At 62.1% G+C, this 20,613-nt stretch carries 17 protein-coding genes and 1 pseudogene; 7 read left to right on the forward strand and 11 right to left on the reverse strand.

The window, feature by feature from the left end; all coding sequences use genetic code 11:
- Positions 1-142: 142 nt before the first annotated feature.
- Positions 143-1,036: a LysR family transcriptional regulator gene (locus EN990_RS11575; protein WP_127368273.1), complete on the reverse strand. Its 894-nt coding sequence runs from the start codon at positions 1,034-1,036 to the stop codon at positions 143-145.
- Positions 1,037-1,291: 255 nt separating this feature from the next.
- Here EN990_RS11575 and EN990_RS11580 point away from each other — a divergent pair, with 255 nt between their 5' ends.
- The gene (locus EN990_RS11580; RefSeq protein ID WP_064994829.1) at positions 1,292-2,044 is read left to right on the forward strand and encodes an SDR family NAD(P)-dependent oxidoreductase; all 753 of its coding nucleotides are present in this window, start codon (positions 1,292-1,294) and stop codon (positions 2,042-2,044) included.
- A 26-nt stretch (positions 2,045-2,070) separates the two neighbouring features.
- Positions 2,071-3,309: an amidohydrolase family protein gene (locus EN990_RS11585; RefSeq protein ID WP_064994830.1), complete on the forward strand. Its 1,239-nt coding sequence runs from the start codon at positions 2,071-2,073 to the stop codon at positions 3,307-3,309.
- A gap of 379 nt (positions 3,310-3,688) precedes the next feature.
- On the opposite strand, the pseudogene EN990_RS11595 reads toward EN990_RS11585, so the two are convergent.
- From EN990_RS11595 to EN990_RS11640, 10 genes and pseudogenes are all read right to left on the reverse strand, one after another.
- Positions 3,689-4,030: pseudogene (locus EN990_RS11595) on the reverse strand (helix-turn-helix transcriptional regulator); the annotation flags it as partial.
- Positions 4,000-4,497, reverse strand: a complete 498-nt coding sequence (locus EN990_RS11600; protein ID WP_127368272.1) for a TIM barrel protein — start codon at positions 4,495-4,497, stop codon at positions 4,000-4,002. The gene EN990_RS11600 and the pseudogene EN990_RS11595, both read right to left, overlap by 31 nt.
- Positions 4,497-5,150: a 3-oxo-tetronate 4-phosphate decarboxylase gene (gene otnC / locus EN990_RS11605; RefSeq protein ID WP_064994833.1), complete on the reverse strand. Its 654-nt coding sequence runs from the start codon at positions 5,148-5,150 to the stop codon at positions 4,497-4,499. Before otnC ends, EN990_RS11600 begins: the two co-directional genes overlap by 1 nt.
- Positions 5,147-6,424 (reverse strand): 3-oxo-tetronate kinase, encoded by a 1,278-nt coding sequence (gene otnK / locus EN990_RS11610; protein WP_337122168.1) that lies wholly within the window; start codon positions 6,422-6,424, stop codon positions 5,147-5,149. The genes otnC and otnK overlap by 4 nt, the downstream gene beginning before the upstream one ends.
- A gap of 41 nt (positions 6,425-6,465) precedes the next feature.
- Positions 6,466-7,452, reverse strand: coding sequence for a D-erythronate dehydrogenase (gene denD, locus EN990_RS11615; RefSeq protein WP_064994851.1), 987 nt, complete (start codon positions 7,450-7,452; stop codon positions 6,466-6,468).
- Positions 7,453-7,493: 41 nt separating this feature from the next.
- The gene (locus tag EN990_RS11620; protein WP_127388300.1) at positions 7,494-9,449 is read right to left on the reverse strand and encodes a hypothetical protein; all 1,956 of its coding nucleotides are present in this window, start codon (positions 9,447-9,449) and stop codon (positions 7,494-7,496) included.
- Between the two features lie 16 nt (positions 9,450-9,465).
- Positions 9,466-10,404: an ABC transporter permease gene (locus EN990_RS11625; protein ID WP_245461103.1), complete on the reverse strand. Its 939-nt coding sequence runs from the start codon at positions 10,402-10,404 to the stop codon at positions 9,466-9,468.
- A 23-nt stretch (positions 10,405-10,427) separates the two neighbouring features.
- Positions 10,428-12,299, reverse strand: a complete 1,872-nt coding sequence (locus EN990_RS11630; RefSeq protein WP_245469178.1) for a sugar ABC transporter ATP-binding protein — start codon at positions 12,297-12,299, stop codon at positions 10,428-10,430.
- A gap of 120 nt (positions 12,300-12,419) precedes the next feature.
- Entirely contained in the window at positions 12,420-13,403 is a 984-nt protein-coding gene (locus EN990_RS11635; RefSeq protein ID WP_064994838.1) for a substrate-binding domain-containing protein, read from the reverse strand.
- Between the two features lie 47 nt (positions 13,404-13,450).
- The gene (locus EN990_RS11640; protein ID WP_064994839.1) at positions 13,451-14,197 is read right to left on the reverse strand and encodes an FCD domain-containing protein; all 747 of its coding nucleotides are present in this window, start codon (positions 14,195-14,197) and stop codon (positions 13,451-13,453) included.
- Positions 14,198-14,380: 183 nt separating this feature from the next.
- Here EN990_RS11640 and EN990_RS11645 point away from each other — a divergent pair, with 183 nt between their 5' ends.
- The 5 genes from EN990_RS11645 (at position 14,381) to hisD (ending at position 20,605) form a co-directional block, all read left to right on the forward strand.
- Positions 14,381-15,916: a sugar ABC transporter ATP-binding protein gene (locus EN990_RS11645; RefSeq protein WP_127385219.1), complete on the forward strand. Its 1,536-nt coding sequence runs from the start codon at positions 14,381-14,383 to the stop codon at positions 15,914-15,916.
- Complete coding sequence (locus EN990_RS11650; RefSeq protein WP_127370204.1) at positions 15,913-16,905, forward strand: ABC transporter permease; 993 nt, start codon at positions 15,913-15,915, stop codon at positions 16,903-16,905. The genes EN990_RS11645 and EN990_RS11650 overlap by 4 nt, the downstream gene beginning before the upstream one ends.
- A complete protein-coding gene (locus EN990_RS11655; RefSeq protein WP_127385218.1) occupies positions 16,902-17,930 on the forward strand; it encodes an ABC transporter permease in 1,029 nt (342 codons plus the stop codon). Before EN990_RS11650 ends, EN990_RS11655 begins: the two co-directional genes overlap by 4 nt.
- Positions 17,931-18,029: 99 nt before the next feature.
- Entirely contained in the window at positions 18,030-19,250 is a 1,221-nt protein-coding gene (locus tag EN990_RS11660) for a sugar ABC transporter substrate-binding protein (protein WP_245461008.1), read from the forward strand.
- A 65-nt stretch (positions 19,251-19,315) separates the two neighbouring features.
- On the forward strand, positions 19,316-20,605 hold the full coding sequence (gene hisD / locus EN990_RS11665) for a histidinol dehydrogenase (protein ID WP_064994852.1): 1,290 nt from the start codon (positions 19,316-19,318) through the stop codon (positions 20,603-20,605).
- Positions 20,606-20,613: the final 8 nt, after the last annotated feature.

A 20,613-nucleotide genomic window follows, 5' to 3' on the forward strand; every position in this document is an offset into this window, starting at 1 on the left:
GCGCCCTTTCGGGTGTCTTATAGGAGTGTCGCGTGCATCCTCGAAGTCGTCCTTCGGAAACAGCCCATCGCCATAGGCGAACGCGCCCCGGCGGTCGCGGGCGGACCGCGCCGACGAGGACGGCCGGCGAAATCAAGCGGCCTTATCGGGTTTCGCTGTTGGTGAGATGGTTGAGCAGCAGCCGCACGGGCGGCGGCATGGTCTGGCTTGCCTGCACGCAAAGGTTCCACTGGCGCTCGGCCCAGGGTTCGTCAAGGACGATGGCGACGGTGTTGCCGCTGGTCACATAGCGCTCGGCGCATTTCTCCGGGACCAGGCCGATCCCCAGTCCGGCTTCAACCATGCTGAATACGGTCTCGAAACCGTTCACGCGGACTGGCATCCGCAACGAGCGGGCGAGGTCGGAAGCAGCGCGTAGCACAAGCGAGTCGAGGAAGGATCCCTTCATCGGCCCGATTAGATCGAAATCGGTGAACTCAGCAAACTTGACGATCGTGCGGTCCGCCAGCGGGTGGTCCTTGTGAACGAGTGCGACAATGCGGTCGACACGGTACGGGATGATCTTCAAGCCTTGGCGCGGCACAACGCCGCCGAAGACGCCGATATCGGCGGCGTTCTCCGCCACCGCCTCGAGCGCCTCCTGGCTTGTTCCTTCCTGCAGGTCAATGCGCACGGCGTCGTGTAGGGCGAGGAACTCGCGCAGGTCACGCGGCAGGTGTTGGATGATGGTGGAAACACTGGCATAGACGCGGACGTGGCCACGCACGCCGCTGGCATGATTGGACAGCTCGGATTCCATCTGGCGCAGGTCGCGCATGACCACGCGGGCGTGGTACAGCAGGGAATTGGCGGCTGCGGTGAGTTCCAACCCCTTGGAACCACGCAAGAACAGCGGTGTCTTGAGCCGGGCCTCGAGATCGGAAATGCGCTTGCTGATTGCAGATGCAGCTATGTGCTCGCGGTCAGCGGCCTTGGCAATGCTTTGCTCCTCACAGACTGCGACGAACAATTCCAATGACAACAGGTCAAAACGCATTCGTCGCAAAGCTCCATGCTGGATTGGCCGACCACTGTCCACGATCCTGGTGCCAAGGAAGGGATCGACAATCGCGAATGTTCAGCTGCGCCGGGGCTCATCGCGGATCACGACGCACCCGTTCCCAATCAAGTCTTCGCGCTGCCCATCATGTCTCCAATAAGGTCGTATTCCGGTTTGGCAGAAAACACAAAATGAAATTGCTCACGTCCGGCGTAGCCGGGGCGCCAGCGGAAAGTCAGGAACCGTCTATACATGAATGAATATGATCTCGCAGGCCGAACCGCAGTCATCACGGGAGGCGCTCAAGGAATCGGGTTTGCCGTCGTCAAGCGTATGCTCGAATCAGGTGCGAGTGTCTCCATCTGGGACCGCGACGAGATGGTGCTCGGTGTCTGCGCCGAGAAGGTCGGAGCCTCAGACCGCGTCCAGTGCCTGACAGCCGATATCGGCGTGCTCGCCTCAGTTGAGGCTGCGACAAAGGCAACTGTCGAGCGCTACGGCAAGGTCGACATCCTAGTTAATAACGCCGCCTTGGTTGGCCCTAATATGCCAACTTGGGAGTATCCGCCGGAAGCCTTCGCCGAGGTGGTTCAGGTCGGACTCAATGGCACCTTCCACTGCTGCCGAACGATCGTGCCCCACATGATGGAGAAGGGTTACGGACGCATCGTCAACATCAGCTCTGTCGCCGGCAAGGAAGGCAATCCCAATGCGGTCGCCTATTCGTCAATGAAAGCCGGCGTGATCGCGCTAACCAAGTCGCTTGGTAAGGAGTTGGCCGATCGCAACGTCGCCGTCAACTGCGTGACGCCGGCCGTCGCCAAGACACCGGGCGCGATGGCCCAGGCGCCCGAACATATAGCCTATATCCTTGGCAAGATCCCACGCGGGCGCATGCTCGAACTGGAGGAGGCAGCGTCCATGATCTGCTGGCTGGCCACGCAGGAGAATTCCTTCACCACCGGAGCGGTCTTCGACCTGTCGGGCGGACGTGCGACCTACTAACAGGAATGATTGAAGAGGAGATTCCCATGCCTTCATATGTCTTCGAGAACGCGCGCGTGCTTGATGGTTCCTCGGACGACGGGGAGTATGACCGTCATGTACGGGTGTCGGAAGGCATGATTGACGAAGTTTCCGACAAGCCGATTAAGGACGTCAACGCGATCATGATCGACCTGAAGGGCAAGACGCTGATGCCCGGCTTGATCGATTGCCACGTCCACGTTTATTCGGCCGCTGAAGATCCGTCCGCCAGCTCACGTATGCCCAACGAACTGGTGGCGCTGCACGCGGCCAAGATCGTCAAGGGCATGCTGTTGCGCGGCTTCACGACAGTCCGCGACGTCGGTGGGGCGACGCTGGGCTTCAAATACGCGCTTGAAAGCGGTCTGATCGACGGACCCAGGTTGACCATGTGCGGCAAGGCTTTTGTCCAGTCCGGCGGCCATACCGATCCGCGCGAGCGCGGCGACCTGATCTCGGCTGAAACCTTCAACAATCAACTCGGCAACGTGTCGAAGATCGTCGACGGCGTTGATGAGTGTCGCCGCGCGGCGCGCGAGGAGATACGCAAAGGCGCTCAGTTCATCAAGGTGATGGCCGGCGGCGGCGCGGCGCAGCTGCGGATGCCACGCTCATGGAATGCCTATTCGATGGATGAGCTTCGCGCCTTCCAGGAAGAAGCGGAGAACGCCAAGACCTACGTTTGCGTGCACGCACATTCGGACGAGTCAATCGCGCGGGCGCTGGCCTGCGGGATCAAGTCGATCGAGCACTGTACGCTGATCACTCCCGCAACGGCGGCGATCATGGCCGAGAAGGGCGCTTATTCAACGCCGACAATCAGCGCATACGAGGGACAAATCATCGAGGCTGAAAGGCTCGGACTCGACGCTGCCGCCGTTGAGCGCCTGCAGTGGGTGCGTGATCGTGGCCCGGTATCGCTGGAGATCATGCACAACGCCGGTGTAAAGATTTGCCATGGTTCGGATCATCTAGGCTTTCTACATCCACACCAGAACCTGGAATTCAATATCCGCGCCGAGGCGCTGCCGCCCATCGAGGTCATCCGATCGACCACCATCAACGCGGCCGAACTGTGCTTGATGGCTGGCAAGATCGGCACCATCGCCGCAGGGGCCTATGCTGACATGATTGTGATAGACGGCGATCCACTGAAGGACATCTCGCTGCTCGGCGACGAAGGCAAATCCTTCCAGGCGATCATGAAGGGTGGGGTTTTCTATAAGAACGAACTTTCCCACTAATGGTGGACGGATTCGGCAAGATGGAGGCTGTGGCGAGGGCGACGGGCGCGAAAATTCCGCTCCGTCTTTTCGTATAGTCGGGCGACGCGGACATGCGGCCCGCGCGCGATCTGAAGAGACAGCACACTGTACGTTGGCAATCCGGCGCGCGCCGGCAACTGTTGCAGGCGCCGCTGGACGCAGCCGGTGTGGCCTTTCGGTCGGTTATGGCAGCGCCTCCCAATTCAGCCGTGAATACAAGCGGCTATTCGGTGCCTCACCGGTGCAAGATGCCAATTGCGGGGCCTGGTCGGTCAGGAATCGGTGGTCCGTCATGGAAAAATGAACGAACGAGAAGTCGGCTAGGGGAATTCCAAGGAGTGGTCTTCACAGCTCTAGCCTACCGTGAGACCCTTTGGCGTGCGAACTGTATTGGCGGTATGCCGACAAACCGGGTGAATGCAACACTGGAAGGAACTGGCGGAGCCATAGCCGACGGTTTCCGCAACCTCCTTCACGCCGCCATCCCCGCGCCGCAGCATGTCCCTGGCGAGGGCCATCCGCCACATAGCAGGTACTCCATCGGCTGGACGCCGACCTCCCTGCGGAACCTGTCGAAGAACACCGAGCGCGACATGGAGGCCTCCTTCGCCAGTCGCTCCACCGTCCATTCATGGCGCGGGTCGCCGTGAATGCAGGGTATTGCGCTCCCTAGCTGGGCGTCAGCCAATCCACGGAGAAGGCGGTGGGGAGGTCGGAAAGAAAATAGCCTGGCGCATCGCGCGGGTTCAACGGCTCGATCAGCACCCCGATGTTGTGCTGCGCGGCGCTCTTCGATGCGTACCGCAAGTTGCCTTCGAAGGTCGCGAAGGCCTCGTCACCGGTTGCCTTGCCTGCCATCACATGGATGTTGCGACAGCGCGTGGCTGCTGCCCATTGAACCGCCTGGTCAATCGCCGCGCGAGCTTCCGTTTCCCGACCCGGCAGCGCAGCGAGGCCATTGTCACCCGCTCCAACGTCGCCTCTGGCCGTGTTGATGCCAAGAAGCGGAAGGCCAGTTTCGATGAGCGTCTGCGCGATCACCGATGCATCGGTGTCGTATGGCCAATGCATCTCAACGGCGGCAAAACCGAGCCGTTTTGCCGCACGGATCGCGTCTGGAAGCGCGAGGTCACGAAAAAGAAATCCCAGATTGGCCGAAAGCTGCATCAGTCGTCCCACTCCACGTCAAAATATTCCACCAACTCACGAATTTGCGGCGCTGCGAGGATTTTAGGCCGCAAGCCGCGGGTGAGAAGCGTGAGTTTGGCCGTTTCCTCAAGCTCTTCCATCGCGTAGGCGGCGGCTTCGAGATCCTTGCCGGCCACCACGGGGCCGTGGTGGGCCAGCAACACTGCCGACCGTTTTCCAGCGAGTCCGCGCACGGCGTCTCCCATCGACGGATCGCCAGGCCGGATGTAGGGCAGCAGTTTCACCTTGCCCAGCCGCATGACCGAATAGGCCGTCAATGGCTTGAAGACGCTGTCCGGATCGATGCCGGGCAGAAGCGAAACCGCGACCGAATGGGTTGAATGAAGATGGACGACCGCTCCAGCGCGCGCACCGCGCGTCTCGTAGAACGCCGAATGCAGCGGCATTTCCTTCGTCGGCTTGTCGCCGTCCACGAACCGCCCCTCCGCGTCAAACAACGACAGGCGGGCGGGATCGAGCGTGCCAAAGGACGATCCCGTCGGCGAGACGAGAAGCCGACCGTCGCCGAGGCGAGCGGAGATGTTCCCCGAGCTTCCGGCAGTAAGGCCGCGCGTGAACATGGACGCGGCAACGCTGCAAATTTGCTCCCTGAGCCTTGTTTCATCGTTCATCGGACAACGTCTCCAGCAAGGACGCCGGCTGCCTTTTTGAAGAAGTCAGCCGCGCCGAAATTGCCCGACTTCAGTGCGAGCACCATTTCCAGCCCACCGGCCTTCAACGCTGGAACGCCGGGGTCGATCTCCGGTCCGATCTCGAACGACGAAATCTCGAGCGCCGATACGACGGCCCCCGATGTCTCGCCGCCCGCCGTGACCAGCCGGCGGACGCCATGCGCCAGAAGCTGGCGCGCCAATTCGCCGAAAAAACCTTCGACCGCCGTTGCGACGCGCTCCTTCCCGTGGTGCTTCTGCGCGGCTGCGACGGCTTCGGGCTCAGCCGACGAAAACACGAGCGGCAAGCCATGCTGCTGCTGGCCGATAACCCATTCGGCATATTCGACAGGATTGGCCGCGCGGTCCATGACAGCGTCCACCTCCACGACGCGCGTTGGATGGCTTTTCCGGTGCTCGGCGATCTGGCGTCGGCTCATGGCAGAGCACGAGCCGCAAAGCACGGCTGCCGGCCCCTGTTTTCCCATCCAATCCATGGCCGCCCTGCCAATCAGCCCGGCCCGACGAAAGTTGGTCGGAAGTCCAAGGGCAATGCCCGAACCGCCGCTGAGCAGGACATCCGATTCGGCAGCCTCGCCAATGGCGATAAGGTCCTTGTCCAAAATGGCGTCGACGACGATGTAGCGAGAGCCGCTCGCAGCAGCAGCCTCTAGAGCATCCCTGATCGGGATGCTTCCTCCCGCCACGACGTCGTAGGGGACATGGCCGATCCCGCGCCCGGTCTGTCGTGCAAGCCAACGTCTCAGATCGGGATCTGTCATTGGCGTAAGCGGATGTTTCTCCATGCCGGATTCGCTCAACAGACGATCGTTAACGAAAAGATGCCCCTGGTAGATCGACCGGCCGGTCGCGGGAAACGCCGGACAGACGATCGCGCGTGCCGCCCCCACGGCGTCGCCAAGAGCGTCTAGCACCGGCCCGATATTGCCTTCGGGGGTCGAATCGAATGTCGAGCAGTACTTGAACAGATACTGGCGGCAGCCCTGGCGTCTAAGCCACTCTAGCGCCGCAAGCGACTGCTTCACCGCCTCGCTGGCGGGTATCGTTCTGGTCTTCAGGGCAACGACGCCCGCGTCAACCGAGCGGTCGGAGTCGATTTTGGGAACGCCATTGTACTGGACGGTGCGCATACCCCCCTTGGCGAGCGTGTTGGCCAAGTCGGACGACCCGGTGAAATCATCGCCTATGCAGCCGAGAAGCATCAGATCTCTCACTTTCAACTTCCATGGAAACGCTAGTGACTCTGCCTTGGCGGTTAAGGGATGGCCTTCGGGGCGTCATCCGCCAGGTAAACCGCTATCAGTTCATCCACCGTGCTTTCGGCCACGAAGCCCAGATTGTTGGCTAGCGTGGGCGAGAAGGATTTTGGCCAACCCGCAATGATGGCCTTAATCGCCTCGTCCGGCTTGCGGTCTATCAAAGCCTCGGCTTCGGCGCCTGCCACGCGGCGGAGCGCGGCAATTTGGTCGGAAACTGTGGCCGCGACCCCAGGCATGTTCAGCGTGCGCCGGGCGCCCAGCGCGGACGTATCGAGCATCGCGGCATGGATGAGGAGAGCTACCGCCGTGCGCGGACTAGCCAGCCAATGCTTGACCGTCTCCTCCACCGGCAGGACGGAGCGTTGGCCGGCGAGTGGCTCGCGCAGGATTCCGGAGAAGAATCCCGAGGCCGCCGCGTTGGGAGCGCCAGGCCGAATAACGATCGTAGGCAGCCGTATCCCAATTCCGTCAAGGAAGCCGCGTCGCGAATAGTCTGCGAGCAACAGCTCGGATATCGCCTTCTGGGTGCCGTAGCTGGTTAGCGGGGCAAGAATGTAATCGTCGGGAATAGGGTCTGGTAAAGGCGCGCCATATACTGCGACCGACGAGGTGAACACCAGCCGGGGGAGATACTTCTTACGCGCCCCTTCCAGTCGGATCGCCTCGAAAAGAGCACGCGTGCCGTCCACATTGATCAGGTACCCCTTCTCGAAATCGCGTTCCGCTTCGCCGGACACGATGGCTGCGAGATGGAAAATCACATCGGCGCGGCGCGCGGCTAGCTCCTCGGCTGCACCGGAGACGGCAATATCAGCGGCAATGGCTTCGATGGAATATAAGGCACCGGTTGGCACTGGGGGCTTCGTCAAGTCTGCCAACGTCATCCGCTCGATCTTCTTATCCCCGAGCGACCCGGTCCGGGAAAGCTCCGCCGCGAGTTTGCGGCCGATCATTCCACCAGCGCCAATGATGAGTATATGCATGGATGCTCCGTTCTCTTCAGGGACTGTCTCGGGATGCTGCATCATACTGGCCTGAAGGCACGCACCACCGCGTAGCTTTCGAGCGACAGCGTCTGTGTTTCGACAGGCGTCAGGCGGTCGAGCAGATCCGGTTGACGGGATGCCGCAACGAAAGATGAGGCATCAAGAATTGCAGCGGTCGTGAAGCCTTCGGGGAGGCGGACTTCCAGCGTGTTGGGCGAGGGATTGCAGAGCCATAGCTCGGTGCCTTTTTCCGTAACCGCCGCGATCCCTCGCACCGCCCCGGCGACGGACGATCGCAGCGGACGGATCGGACGGCCTTTGAGTTTCGCCAGGCCTCGCACGATGTGCCAAACAGGATACAGTTCGCCCTTGCCCTCGAACCAGGACTGCGGAAACGGCGTCGGCACGGAGAGAACGCCGAACGGGCCGACCGCGCCGCCGAGCGCGACGGCCTCCGCGCCGCCTTCCGCGAAGGCAGCGAAATAGCCGAGATTCCAGGCTGCGCCCATGATGCCCCTCTGGCGCGGATCATTGAAATTGACCGCCTGCCGGATGTTCGTGGGATTGGCGACGGGCGCTTCGCCATAGGGATTGTCACGCAACCCGATCGCGGACGGCCCAACGGAATACGGCAGCCCCCTGGCGATGGCTGGCACGGTCCTGACGATATGCGGTAAACATTCGAGCGTCTCCATCAAGGATCGGTCGTCACCAGCATGGAAGATCGCTGCCGTCGTAAATGTCACGAGGTCTATCGTCTCGGTCGGGGGACGTTTACGGTTGAGCTCAGTGAAGAAGCTGAACATCCCGCCGCCGATGCGGGACCCAGGGAAGGCGGTGCGCGTGGCGGCATAGAGTTTCGCCGGGGCAGGCGCAGCCGGCCAGACGCTGCCGGGCAGCGTGCATTTGAGGTCGGGCGCCGGCGACACCAAAACTGTCGCGAAACGACGATCGAGTTTCGCGACAAGCTTGCCGAGGAAGTCGATTTCCGCCGCGGCTCCGGCATCGTTGACGTGCTCGACGACGGCTTCGAGCCAAGGTTGCGCGCCTAACGCGGCGGCGACCTCCACATGCCTCGCCAGCGATTCGGCATCATGGCCGCGCCGTGGATCGTGATGGCAGATAATATGGGCGACGCCGAGCTGGTGCAGCGTCTCGACATGCCGCAATGCAGCCGAAGCATCCTCGGGCTGGAGCCCAATGCCGAGAGGGGGCATCGTGCCCTCCGCCTCGCCAAGCGTCAGGACGGCTGCGCCCCCAGCCCAACGCGACGGAGCCCTCGGAAAGCCCTTGACGGTCAGGGTGATCTTCTGTTGGACGACCTCGCCTGGCTCGATCCTGTATGGCCAGGGCAAGGCGAGGGGACGAACATAGGTTTTGTAGGAGGCGTCGGTCCAGTTCCGCTGGTCTTCCATCTCGAAGGCGTCGCCCTCCATCAGGCAGGTGACCTCCAGCCCGCCGGGAGTACGGTGCGCTATTTCACGAAGATCCATCATCGGCTGTACAGGATCGATCTCTACGGGAAAGCGTGTCTCGACCCTTTCGCCGCTTGTATGCGTGATCGTGGCCGGCGCGCCGCTCACGCCCTCAATAGGATGCAGGACGACAAACCCGGTTCGATTCGTCAGAAGCCCGGTCGGCGTCTTCCCGCGAGCCGAATAGGTCAGCACGCCGGCTGCGGACCCTTCGATGACGACTTCGTAGCCAAAGGTCTCGCCATTGCCGGCTACTCCTGCGCGGTAGCTGATCCAAAATCGATCGCCATCTTGCTGGACGATCAGATCCGCAATTTTCGGAATCAGCGTCGCCCAGTCCTTGTCGCGCACGACGAAGGAGATTGCGCGGATCGCCTCTTCGCCATGCATACGGACGTCGCGTAGGTTGGCGCCGTCAAAAAGTACGCTGAGCGGACCGGCATTCAGCACGCGCTCCTCTGCCGGGGGCTCCTCGGTACCGTAAAGCCGGACCGTGCGGGAGGGATCGGAATGTGTCATCGGCGTGCTCCCGATCTCAGACGCGGCGCGATTTCCAGGTGATGAGGCGCTCGGCCAGCAGGGCGAGGATGATGATGGCGCCGATAGCAGTCCCCTGCCAGAACGGCGAGACGCCGAGCAAGTTCAGTCCATTGCGAATCATCACCATGATCAGAACCCCCATCAGCGTGCCGAATATGGTGCCTCGTCCACCGTAGAGGCTCGCGCCACCGATGACCACGGCCGCTATGGCGTCGAGTTCAAGCTGGTTTCCGCCGATCGGGTCGGCCGACATGATCTGTGCCAGCGAAAAGGTCATCGCTGTCGCCGAAAGGGCCCCGCAGGCCACATAGGGGAAGATCGAGTAGAAGAGGGTGTTGAGGCCGGCGGCCCGGGCGGCTTCGAGATTCGAGCCGACAGCGTAGATCGTGCGCCCGCCCTTCGAATATGTCAGCCACGCCCAGGTGGCGACGTAGAGCGCGATGAGGAAGACGACGTTGGTGGGGATGCCGAGCAGGGTCGTGTAGACGATGTTCTGCAGCCCCATCGGCAGTCCCGAAATCGAGCGCTGCCCCGACACGATGTAGGCAAGACTGCGCCCCATCGCCATGACGCCGAGCGTCACCACGAAGGGCGCCAAGCCGAACACCGCGATGAGAACGCCGGAGAAAAGCCCGATCAGTGCGCCGCAGCCGACGGCGAGCGCTATCGCTAAGGGAATGGGAAATTCCTTCAGAAGCAGGGCGAGAACAATGCCGGTCAGGCCGGCAACCGAACCGACGGAAAGGTCGATGCCTCCGGTCAGAATCACCAGGGTCATGCCGACGGCAACAATGCCCAGCACCACCGACTGGTCGAGGATGTTGAACACGTTACGTTCGGTGAAGAAGTAGGGCGAGATGAACGACAGGATCACCGCAAGCACCACGGCAAGGCCGAGCATTCGGAACTCAAGGGTGCTGGTGAATCTAGGCATGGCAAAGGATCGGGAGGGCGCATTCATGCGTCGATCTCTTCGTTTGGAGGTGTATCGAACAACCCGGCCATGCGGGCCGACAGCGTCTCAGTTTTCGGCAGCTTGGATCCCGGCGGTAGGGTGAGGCCGATCCAGCCGAGATCGTGGCCCCTGCGGTTGGAGAGTGGCGCAAGCACAGTAGACCGGCCGTCGTTCTCAGTCACGATGCCTGGCTGGCGCCCTTCAAGAGCGAGGGGGATCGCCGTCTGGTGCGCCAGGTAGACATGGCCGGCCGCGAGTCCCATTGGTGTACTACGTGCACTGTTGGCGATGGCGAGGCAGACGAACCGGTCGTCGTCGATCAGTCCCCAGAATGCCGTGCCGCCGTAGCTGGCGACAAGATCCCGCAGGAATGCGGCATTGCGCTCTGCTGAACTTCGCGGCGCAGCGAGCAATGTCAGGCTCTCTTCGCTCAGGAGCGAAGCCGGCAGGTCGGCGATGGTATAGCCGTCACTCACCACGACGACCCGCTCGCAAACTCCCAGGAGCTCCCCAAAGTCCGAGGAGATCACCACCACGGCAATCCCCTTTTCGGCGACTTCGCGCAGCAGCTCGTAGATCGCCTGGCGTGTCCCGATATCGACGCCCTTCGTTGGTTCATCCAGAATGAGCACTTCGGGCTCGATCAGCAGCCAGCGCGCGATGATGACCTTCTGTTGCATGCCGCCGGAGAAGTGCAGGAGGTTTGCTTCCATCCGGTCGGTGGGAAGGCCGAGACGGAAAATAAGCTCGCGGGCTTGTTTTCGACGCGCTGAGTGGCCGCGGCCAAAACCCCTGTGCTTGCCCATCTGGGCGAGGAAAAGGTTCTCGCCGACCGTCATATCAGGCACGATATTCTGGGCGCGCCGGTCCTCGGCGACCATGCCGAGGCCAGCGCGAATTGCCGCGATGGGGCTATTGGGAGGAATCTCCTTGCCGCCGACGAGGATGCGCCCCCCGTTGCGATGGCGTAGCCCGAATATCGCTTCGGCGCTCTCCGTGCGCCCAGCTCCGACAAGGCCGCCGAGGCCGAGAATTTCGCCCTTGCGCACCATGAACGAGACGTTACGCACCATCGGCGAAGCGCTGAGCCCGGTCACCTCGAGAGCCACCGGCTGCTCGTTCGAGGCCGCAGGCGATGATGCCTTGCGATACACATTGCCGATGTCGCGTCCCACCATGTGGCGGATGACGTCAGCCTGGGTGAGACCGGCCGTCGGCAGGCCTTCCGCCACGGTCTTGCCCTCGCGCAGGATCGTGACGCGATCGGTGATTGCGAACACTTCCTCAAGCCGATGGGAGACGAAAGCGAGTGCCTTGCCACTGTTTTTCAGCCGCGTCATGATGTCGAACAGCCGGTCAACCTCGATCGGCGACAGCGAGGCGGTCGGCTCGTCGAAGATGACGAGATCGGCGTTTAAGGCCAGCGCCTTCGCTATTTCGACGAGTTGCCGTTGCGCCGCCGAGAGCCGCCGCACCTCGATGTCGAGTGGCAGCATGTGGTCGTGACCGAGTTCCGACAGGAGGGCCTGCGCCTTGTGCCGCAATTGGCTGAAAGACAGGCGTCCGGGCATCGCATAGCTGGGCAAGAAGATGTTCTCCAGCACGTTCATGTCGGGCGCCAGGCTGGTTTCCTGTGCGACGAGCGCTATGCCGGAGCGCAGCGCATCACGCGCGGAGCCCGCAATCAAAGGAGCGCCCTTAAACAATATCTCGCCCGACGAAGGCCGCAAGTGGCCGCAAACGATCCGCGACAGCGTCGACTTGCCCGCACCGTTTGCGCCAATCAATCCACAGATCTCGTGCCGGCAGAGCGCTATCGATGCGTTGCTGAGCGCGTAGGCGGTCCCAAACAGGCGGGTGATGCCACGAGCCACGAGAAGTGGCTCGCTAGCCTTACTGCTCTCTACCATCCGCGGGTACACTCCAAGAGAACATGATTGAACTGTGCGGGGAGGGCGCGTCCCCCGAACAGTATAAGTCGGCTAAACTCTCGATTACATCTCGTTGGCGAAGACCGTTTCCTTGATGGTTGGAAGCTCCTGTTCGATGTTCTTGCTGGTCACGATCTTGATCGGTACGAGGATCTTCTTTTCTGGAGTTTTGCCGCCGAGATGGTCGACCATCGCGCGCCCCGATTCTTGGCCCATCAGATACGGCTGCTGCATGCCAGAAACCACCAGTTCGCCCGACTGGAGCAGTGGTACGAATTCCGGCACCCCGTCGAAACCGGCAACCAGTACGTCACCGGTGAGGCGTGCCGCCTTGATCGCCTGCAAGGCGCCGAGCGTCGGGCCGTCGGTCTGAACGAACAGCCCCTTCATGTCCGGATGCGCGGTTGTCATATCCTGCGTGAACTTGAAGGTTTCGTCAGCGGTGTAGGTCTGCATCTGCTGCAGCCCGGCTTCCTTGGTGATGCCAGCCGCTGTCATCGCGTCCTTGAAGCCCTTCGTCCGCGCCTGACCGTTGAGACGGGCCTGGCTGATGCCGACGATTCCCACGCTGCCATCTTGCTTGCCTGCGGCTTTCATCGCCTCGGCCAGCGCTTTGCCGACGCCGTTTGCGCCCTGATAATTGTCAGAGATGATGAAGGACACATAGTCACCGCTGTCGGTACCGATGTCGGCGATGACCACGGGGATATTTGCTTGCTTGGCGAGATCGAGCACGGCCGGCGCGGTTGAGCTGTCGGTTGGAGAAATAATTATGCCAGCCACGCCGCGAGCGATCGCGTCCTTGGCATTTTTAAGCTGCGTCTGGGCGTTGTTGCCGGAATCCAGAGCCTGATAGGTATATCCACCCTTCGTCGCGACATTCTCGATGCCCTTGGAGAGGTATCGCCAGAAGGCAAGGTCAAGGCCTGGGGTCAAATAAACCAACTCTTTGGACTGGGCGAAAGCGGTGGTCATCGAGCCGGCAATGCCGGTGAGCGTGACAATGCCCGCTAGGGCTGCGGTGGCAAAAAGGCGTCTGGTCAGCATTGTAAATCCTCCCTGTTGTGCTGCATGGTCGTTCGGCAATACCGTCCTCATCGCTTCCGGGCGGACTTCGTCAGAAGCTGCCTGGTCGTGGTGTAGATGCGTGTTTCATGGACAGCGAACGCTCTTGCCGCCGCGTCAGGATCGCGCGCCTCGAGCCCCGCAAAAATGGCGCGGTGATCGGCTATGCTCGTCGCGATGCTCGTTGGCTGAGCAACCGCGCGCCGTCGATGGTCGAGAAGGTAGGAATAGAGATCCGAGGCAATATCCGCCAAAGCGCCATTGCCGCCAGCTCGATAGATGGTCGTGTGAAACTCGCGATCGCAAATGAGGAAGCGGACAGGATCATCGATTGCCGCCTCCTGCGCTTCGATCGATCTGGCCAGAGTCTCCAGCGTCGCCGCTTCGACCCGGTCAGCGGCGGCCCGCGCCACCTGCTCTTCAATCAGCAGCCGAGCCTCATGGACATCGTCGAGACTGTATCCGGAGATATCGCGATAGCGAGCCGATTGAACTGCGAGTTCCCCGACTTCTGTAGAGGCGACTACGGTCCGAGTCCCCTGCGTAACGGAAACGATGCCCTTCGTCGAAAGGATCAGGATCGCACCGCGCACCGTCTCGCGGCTGACGGACAAAGCGGCCGCAAGCTCACGCTCGCTTGGAAGTGGATCGCCCACGTCAAGCACACCAGTCGCAATGAACGTGGCGATCTTCTGGACGACGAAGTCCTTCATCGACCGCTTCGGCACCCCGCTCAGCGCGCCGTTGTCGTCGGTTAGGATTGCTCGTAGATCCATCCGTCCTTGCACCCTAACAGGTCTTGTGGTCCGGTATGTGTACCAGTAGGCCTGCTTCAGCTATACGTCAATAGCGAAGACGCGGCGTCAAATCCCGGTTGACAACGAATATCGCTTTGTGGAACGGTGAGAACGTTCTCAGAGAACGTTCTCACCGCTTGAGGCCTAACCTTGGGAGGAGGCATGAGCACCGACGAGACGCGGCTAGCCGTCCGCATCGCCAGCATTGCGAAGTCCTACGGGCCTACCGTCGCGCTCGATTCCGTTTCCATCGACCTGCGTCCGGGAGAAGTCCATGCGCTGCTGGGCGAGAACGGCGCCGGCAAGTCGACCTTGGTGAAGATTCTCAGCGGCGTGGTGAAGCTCGACAGCGGGTCGATGTCGGTTTTCGGCAAGCCCTATACGCCGCACGGCATCGTCGATGCACGGGCGCAGGGCGTGGCTACGGCTTTCCAGGAACTCAGCCTGCTGCCCAATCTCAGCATCGCGCAGAACCTGATGCTGCCGAAAATGCCCAGAGGCATGCTCGGCCTCGCTTCACACAGCGCGGCCATGGCCTGCGCCGGCAAGACCCTGCAGGACTACGGTCTCGCGCATTTCGATCCGGACGCGTCGGTCGGTGTGCTCTCATTGTCGGATCGTCAGCGGCTCGAAATCGTCCGTGCCTTCAGCCATGCGTCGAAACTGCTGATCCTGGACGAGCCGACGGCAGCGCTGGCCGACGTCGAATGGCTGTTCGATCTCGTGCGCCGGCAAAAGACTCTGCAGACCGCCATCCTCTACATTTCCCATCGCCTCGGCGAAGTGCGTACTTTGTGCTCACGCGCCACCATCCTGCGCAACGGCCGCAGCATCGGCACCGTCGAGCTTTCGGGCGCCTCGGATGACAACATCTTCGAGATGATGGTGGGCCGCAGCGCGCGTCAAACGATCAACGCGTTGCCGGCAGCCGGTGACGGCGCGCCCATCGCGCTCTGCATCAAGAGCCTCTCGGGCGGCATCCTGAACGATGTATCGTTCAATGTCAGGCGCGGCGAGATCGTCGGCATTGCCGCGCTCGAAGGGCAGGGCCAGCGCGACCTGTTCAGGACGCTGATCGGTCTTGGCAAGGCGAAGGGCGGAAGCATCGAAATCGACGGCGTGGGCGCACAGATCGGCAGCCCGAGCGCCGCGCTCCAGTGTGGTAACGGCCTTGCCTACCTGCCTGAGGATCGCAAGTCGGAGGGCATCCTCGCCGGCCTTACCACCGCCAGCAACATGGTGCTGCCGATCATCTCCCGCATCGCGCAGGGCGGCATCGTCTGGCCGGCCGTCGAGCGCCGCGCCGCGCAAGAAACAGCCAAGGCGGTCGACCTGCAGGAGCGCTACCTGCATTTCAAGATCGAGGAGCTTTCCGGCGGCAACCAGCAAAAGGCCCTTCTGGCGCGCGTCATCATGACCGGCGCGCGCACTTTGCTGCTCTTCGATCCGACGCGCGGGGTCGATGTCGGAACCAAACAGTCGATCTACGAGGCGATCCGCAAGTTCACCGCCGATGGTGGTTCGGTGCTGTTTTATTCGTCCGAACTGCCGGAACTGGTCCACCTCGCGCATCGTTGCATTGTGCTCTATGGCGGCCGCATCTTCGCCGAATACCAGGGCGAGGCTATCGACGAGCAGGCCATTGTCGGCGCGCTGATCGGCCATGCCCGGGGCACGATGAAGGGGGTGGCCGCATGAGCGCGATCTCGGCAAGTCCCGCGCCGCGCCGCTCGGTTTTCCGGCGCGCCGTCGTCAGCGGCACCGGCATCGTCGCACTGATCTACATTCTGCTCTACGCGCTCTATGCGTTCTGGCAGCCCGATGCGCTGTCGGTCTATACGTTCACCGACCTCGTCAACAATTCGACGCCGCTGGCACTAGCGGCTGCGGGCGAGACGCTGGTCGTCATCAGCCGCGGCTTTGACTTGTCCGTCGCCGGCGTCGTCTCGCTGACCAACGTGCTGATGGCCGTCTATCCGCTCGATGGCCCCGGTGGAGCTTTGGTCAGCCTGCTGATGTGCTGCGCGATCGGAGCCTTCGTCGGCTTGATCAACGGCATTCTGGTTGCCAGGATCGGACTCCAGACCATCGCGGCGACACTCGGCACGATGATCATTTGCCAGGGACTGGCGCTCGTCATTCTCGACGCGCCCGGCGGCATGATCGCCGACTTCGTCAGCTACACCCTGACCGACACGCTTTTCGGCGCCGTTCCGACTGCCGGCCTGTTCCTGGTTGCCGTCGTCTTGCTGTGGCTGGCCTTCCGGCGAACCAACACCGGCATCGGCCTTTATGCGATTGGCGCCGACGAACAGTCGGCCCGCTTCTCCGGCGTGGCTGTCTCAGGCGTCCGCATCACCGCCTTCATCGGTGCGGGCATGCTCTACGGTGTCGCCGGCTTCATGCTGAGCGCTCAGACCGCGACCGGCAATCCGACGGCGGGCACGCCATTCCTGATGCTTACCTTTGCCGCTGTGGCGCTCGGCGGCACCCCGCTCAGCGGTGGCCGCGGCAGCCTCGTCGGATCGATCCTCGGTGCCGGCACGCTCATGCTTTTGCAGAAGGTGCTGTTCTCGGGCGGGGTCTCGTCTTTCTACACCGGTATCTTCCAAGGCTTGGTACTGGTGCTTGCGATCGTTTTCGGCAACGCGGTGGCGCGTCTGCTCAAGAAGGACGAAGTCCAGTGAACGCGCATAAGGACGTAGCGATGCCTTTCGATGCCTCTTCCGACCAGCGCGGCAGGCAGAAACTCGACCGGGAAACGGTGAACACGCTTGTCGTGTTCGGGCTGAGCATCGTGCTCGTGTTGTGCTCGCGCTTCATCAGCCCGGCGCTCGGCTCCTGGAGCCAGGTGCTCACGGTGCTGATCCTTGCGTCCTTCCTGATCATCCTTTCCTTCGGGCAAGGGCTTGTCATCCTGGTCGGCGGACTGGATCTGTCGATCCCTGCCCTCATCACGCTCGGCGGCGTCCTGACGACGACCTGGATCGGCACGGGCAACGCCGGCATCTGGTACATGCTGCCGGCCATTCTGGTCATCTGCGCGCTCGTCGGCGCGGTGAGCGGCATCGGCATCGTCTGGCTGAAGGTGCCGCCATTCATTATGACGATGGCGACGTCGATCTTCGTCGCTTCGGTGGCGCTTGGCTATACCAGCGGCACGCCGCGCGGCGGCTCGCCATCGGCGCTGCTGTGGCTGATGAAGGAGTGGTTCCTCGGCGTGCCGGTGATCATCTACTTCACACTCGCCTTTATCCTGTTCGGCTGGCTCCTGCAGAATTTCACAGCGCTCGGACGCCGGCTCCGTGCGCTCGGCACCAACAGGGACGCCGCGCTCATCGCTGGCGTCAACGTCAACCGGCTCGAACTCGTGCCCTATGCAATGAGTGCCGCCTGCGCCGGTTTCGTCGGCATGATGCTCGTCGGCTATTCGAACGGCGCGACACTCAGAATGGGCGACAGCTATATGCTGCCCTCGATCGCCGCCGTCGTGATCGGCGGCTCCTCGATTCTCGGCGGCAGCGGGACCTTCATCGGCACGGTCGGCGGCGCAATCCTTCTAACCACGCTCGGCACGATGATCTCCGCCATTGGACTCAGCGAGGGATGGCGCACCGTCATCGAGGGCGGGATCATCGTTGGCGCGCTGCTGGTGCTGCGGGGCGAGTTCCTGACCCACATCGGCAATCGGATGCTGACGCGCAGGAAATGACCATGCCCCTGCTTGCAATGTTTCTTTCGATTGTGAGAACGTTCTCACAAGCTATGGCCCGGCACGCAAGGGCCAAATTCCAAAGGGAGGTTGATGCAAATGAAGCTATTAAAAACACTAGGTCTGGCCGCGTCGCTGACGCTTGCCACAGCTGTGAGCGTCGGGACGGTCGTCGACCAGGCCGACGCGCAGGACAAGAAGCTCAAGGTTTATCTGTCGCTGAGCTATAGCGGCAACTCGTGGCAGTCGGAGGCCGCGAACATTGTCAAGGCGCTGGCGCAGACGCCGCCCTACGACAAGACGGTGGAACTGAAGGAGGTGATTTCCGGCACCGATCCGCAGGCGCAGATCTCGGCCTATGAAAGCATGATCCAGGATGGCGCCGACGGCATCATCAGCTTCCCGATCTCGTCGACGGCGTTGAACCGCACCATACATCGCGGCTGCCAGAAAGGCGTGCTGTTCTTCATGTACGACGCCACGGTAACCGAGCCCTGCGCCTACAACGTCAGCTACATCACCGCCGGCTTTGGCGAGAACACCGCCCAGGCGCTGGTCAATATCCTTGGTGGCAAGGGCAATATCTTCCTCAGCCGCGGCGTTCCGGGCAACTCGGTCGACAAACGCCACACCGACGGCGCAATGCACATCTTCAGCCAGTATCCCGGCATCAAGGTGGTCGCCGAATACTATTCCTACTGGGATGACCGCACCACGCAGCAGGAGACGGCCAAGGCGCTCGCCGCACATCCGGACGTCGACGGCATCTGGGCCCAGGCTGGCGAATACGGCGCGATCCAGGCGCAGCTTGACAAGGGCAACAAGCTCGTGCCGATGACCGGCGAGAACTCTGACGGCTTCCGCCTCGGCCTGGCCGATCCGAAGATGCAGGGCATGGGGCTCAAGGGCGTCTCGGCCGGCTCGCCGCCTGCCACCTCCGGCTACGCCTTCAAGCTGATGATGGAGATCCTCACCAAGAAGCGCGACCTGAAGCCGATGAACGTCGAGTACCCGCTGCCGTGGGTGCCGGCCGATAAGGTCAAGCCCTGCAAGGGCGACACCTTCGCCGACGGCTGCAACGTCTTTCCGTCAGACAAGGTGCCGTCGTCCTTCGTCACCGAGGTCTTCAATCCCGAGCTGCTGCCGGAACTGTCGCTGCAGTCGGCGTTGGAGGGCAAGCCAACACCGGGAGCGACCATCCAACCGCTGCCGGCGGATGTAAAGAAGGCGCCCGACGCGCCCGGCATCAACTGCTCGTCCTGCAAGGCTGCGGCCGACGAATACAAGCTGACCAAGATCGAGGCGACAGTGAAGCCTTGACGATCAGCAATGCGATAGATGGACGGCGTCGTGCCGTCCATCCGACTCAAGACAAGGATGAGAACATGCCGACCTTTCTGAAGCGGGGCAGGGATCCCGAGGCTGTTGCCCAGGGCGACGCGGCCGTGCGAACGACCGTCGAAACGGTCCTCGCCGATATCGAAAAACGCGGCGACGACGCCGTCCGGGAACTGTCGGAGCGTTTCGACAAATGGTCGCCGCCGAGCTTCCGGCTGAGCGACAGCGATATAGAGCAGGCCATGTCCGAAGTCTCGGCAAGAGATCTTGAGGACATCCGCTTCGCCCAGGTGCAGGTCCGCAATTTCGCGGAAAAGCAGCGCGCCTGCCTGCAGGACCTCGAGGTGGAAACGCTGCCAGGTGTCGTCCTTGGCCACAAGAACATCCCCGTTGAGACGGTTGGCTGCTACGTGCCGGGCGGCAAATATCCAATGGTCGCTTCCGCGCATATGAGCGTGGTCACAGCGAAGGTCGCCGGCGTGAAGAAGATCGTCGCATGCGCGCCACCGTTCCAGGGCGGGCCACACCCGGCCATCGTCGCTGCCATGCACTTGGGCGGCGCCGACGAGATCTACGTTTTGGGCGGTATCCAGGCCGTCGGCGCCATGGCGCTCGGAACCGAGACCATCGGACGCGTCGACATGCTTGTCGGTCCCGGCAACGCCTTCGTTGCTGAAGCCAAGCGCCAGCTCTACGGCCGCATCGGCATCGATCTGTTCGCCGGCCCGACCGAGACGCTGGTGATCGCTGACGACAGCGTCGACGGGGAGATTTGCGCGACCGACCTGCTTGGCCAGGCCGAACATGGTCCCACAAGCCCGGCGGTGCTTCTGACCAATTCGCTAAAGCTGGCGCGCGACACCATGGCGGAGATCGAACGTCAGTTGAAAATCCTGCCGACGGCCGAAATCGCTGCCAGGGCATGGGCCGACTACGGCGAGGTGATCGTATGCGATTCCTACGAGGAAATGGTTGTGGAAGCCGACCGGATCGCCTCCGAGCACGTGCAGGTGATGACGCGCGATCCCGACTACTTTCTCGACAACATGCGCAATTACGGCGCACTGTTCCTGGGTCCACGCACCAACGTTGCCTATGGCGACAAGGTCATCGGCACCAATCATACGCTGCCGACCAAGAAGGCGGCCCGCTACACCGGCGGTTTGTGGGTTGGCAAGTTCATCAAGACCTGCACCTATCAGCGCGTCCTGACCGACGAAGCGAGCGCTATGATCGGCGAGTACTGTTCGCGCCTGTGCGTCCTGGAAGGATTCTACGGACATGCCGAGCAGGCCAACATCCGGGTTCGCCGCTACGGAGGTCGCAACGAGGCCTAAGGCTGCGC

It is taken from the genome of Mesorhizobium sp. M7A.F.Ca.US.005.03.1.1 (assembly GCF_003997975.1).
Taxonomy (GTDB): domain Bacteria; phylum Pseudomonadota; class Alphaproteobacteria; order Rhizobiales; family Rhizobiaceae; genus Mesorhizobium; species Mesorhizobium ciceri.

Excerpts from the sequence above, each read along its gene's own strand:
- otnC (WP_064994833.1), bottom strand. The coding sequence starts at position 5,150 with ATGAACGATGAAACAAGGCTCAGGGAGCAAATTTGCAGCGTTGCCGCG.
- EN990_RS11645 (WP_127385219.1), top strand. The coding sequence starts at position 14,381 with ATGAGCACCGACGAGACGCGGCTAGCCGTCCGCATCGCCAGCATTGCG.
- EN990_RS11625 (WP_245461103.1), bottom strand. The coding sequence starts at position 10,404 with ATGCCTAGATTCACCAGCACCCTTGAGTTCCGAATGCTCGGCCTTGCC.
- denD (WP_064994851.1), bottom strand. The coding sequence starts at position 7,452 with ATGCATATACTCATCATTGGCGCTGGTGGAATGATCGGCCGCAAACTC.
- EN990_RS11660 (WP_245461008.1), top strand. The coding sequence starts at position 18,030 with ATGAAGCTATTAAAAACACTAGGTCTGGCCGCGTCGCTGACGCTTGCC.
- EN990_RS11635 (WP_064994838.1), bottom strand. The coding sequence starts at position 13,403 with ATGCTGACCAGACGCCTTTTTGCCACCGCAGCCCTAGCGGGCATTGTC.
- EN990_RS11575 (WP_127368273.1), bottom strand. The coding sequence starts at position 1,036 with ATGCGTTTTGACCTGTTGTCATTGGAATTGTTCGTCGCAGTCTGTGAG.
- EN990_RS11585 (WP_064994830.1), top strand. The coding sequence starts at position 2,071 with ATGCCTTCATATGTCTTCGAGAACGCGCGCGTGCTTGATGGTTCCTCG.
- EN990_RS11640 (WP_064994839.1), bottom strand. The coding sequence starts at position 14,197 with ATGGATCTACGAGCAATCCTAACCGACGACAACGGCGCGCTGAGCGGG.
- hisD (WP_064994852.1), top strand. The coding sequence starts at position 19,316 with ATGCCGACCTTTCTGAAGCGGGGCAGGGATCCCGAGGCTGTTGCCCAG.
- EN990_RS11650 (WP_127370204.1), top strand. The coding sequence starts at position 15,913 with ATGAGCGCGATCTCGGCAAGTCCCGCGCCGCGCCGCTCGGTTTTCCGG.
- EN990_RS11600 (WP_127368272.1), bottom strand. The coding sequence starts at position 4,497 with ATGCAGCTTTCGGCCAATCTGGGATTTCTTTTTCGTGACCTCGCGCTT.
- EN990_RS11580 (WP_064994829.1), top strand. The coding sequence starts at position 1,292 with ATGAATGAATATGATCTCGCAGGCCGAACCGCAGTCATCACGGGAGGC.
- EN990_RS11620 (WP_127388300.1), bottom strand. The coding sequence starts at position 9,449 with ATGACACATTCCGATCCCTCCCGCACGGTCCGGCTTTACGGTACCGAG.